Below are 719 nucleotides of genomic sequence, written 5' to 3'. Positions count from 1 at the left end.
GCACCACGTGTTTCTTGACGGCGATCTCTTTCCCGGCCACGAATCATCTCCAGCGCTGTTCCGCAGCCGCAGTGATTCAGAACTAACCGTCAAAAGCAATGACGCGGGCCAATAGCTAACCACTAACTTCGATTTCGTCTTATTTCATGCTGTTTCGCGTATTGCGTCGCGCGTCGCGATCCGAAACCCTTCGGAGGTCCGATATGCCCGTTCCGTCAGGGTCCGCGTCGTCATTCGTCGCATCGCTCATGGGAGTCGCGGGAGGCGAGCTGTTGATTCCGACGCTGGTGCTGCTCTTCAGCGCCGACATCAAGCTCGCCGGCAGCCTCTCGCTCGCCGTGAGTCTGCCGACCATGATCGTCGGCTTCACTCGTTACAGCCGCGACAGCGCTTTTGGCGTCGTGACGCGCAACAAGGCGTTCGTCCTCATCATGGCGTTGGGCTCGATCGCGGGAACTTTCATAGGCGGACGTCTTCTCGGGATCGTGTCGGATCAGCTCTTGATCCCGGCTCTCTCCTTGATTCTCGTGGCATCGTCGGCGAAGGTCTGGCGCCGCGAATAAATCGGCGGGAGTACCCGCTCTTCCTCAAACGACGCCCCCCTTTCGCCGTAAGCGCCGTTTCCGTCCCATTGCCGCTGGAATGGAAGAGCAGCTTGCAATTCGTTGCGACAAGGCATTGCACGCCTTTGGCGCAAAGCTTTGCCAGCGATTGGTTCA

At 58.8% G+C, this 719-nt stretch carries 1 protein-coding gene; it reads left to right on the top strand.

Annotated elements, in window-relative coordinates:
• Positions 1-131 precede the first annotated feature (131 nt).
• Positions 132-563: a TSUP family transporter gene (locus FMZ75_RS21205; protein ID WP_370464774.1), complete on the top strand. Its 432-nt coding sequence runs from the start codon at positions 132-134 to the stop codon at positions 561-563.
• Positions 564-719 lie beyond the last annotated feature (156 nt).

It is taken from the genome of Methylosinus sp. RM1, from assembly GCF_011378635.1.
GTDB lineage: Bacteria > Pseudomonadota > Alphaproteobacteria > Rhizobiales > Beijerinckiaceae > Methylosinus > Methylosinus sporium.
Note: the sequence above shows the minus strand (reverse complement) of the source record. Positions and strands in the feature narration are given on the sequence as shown.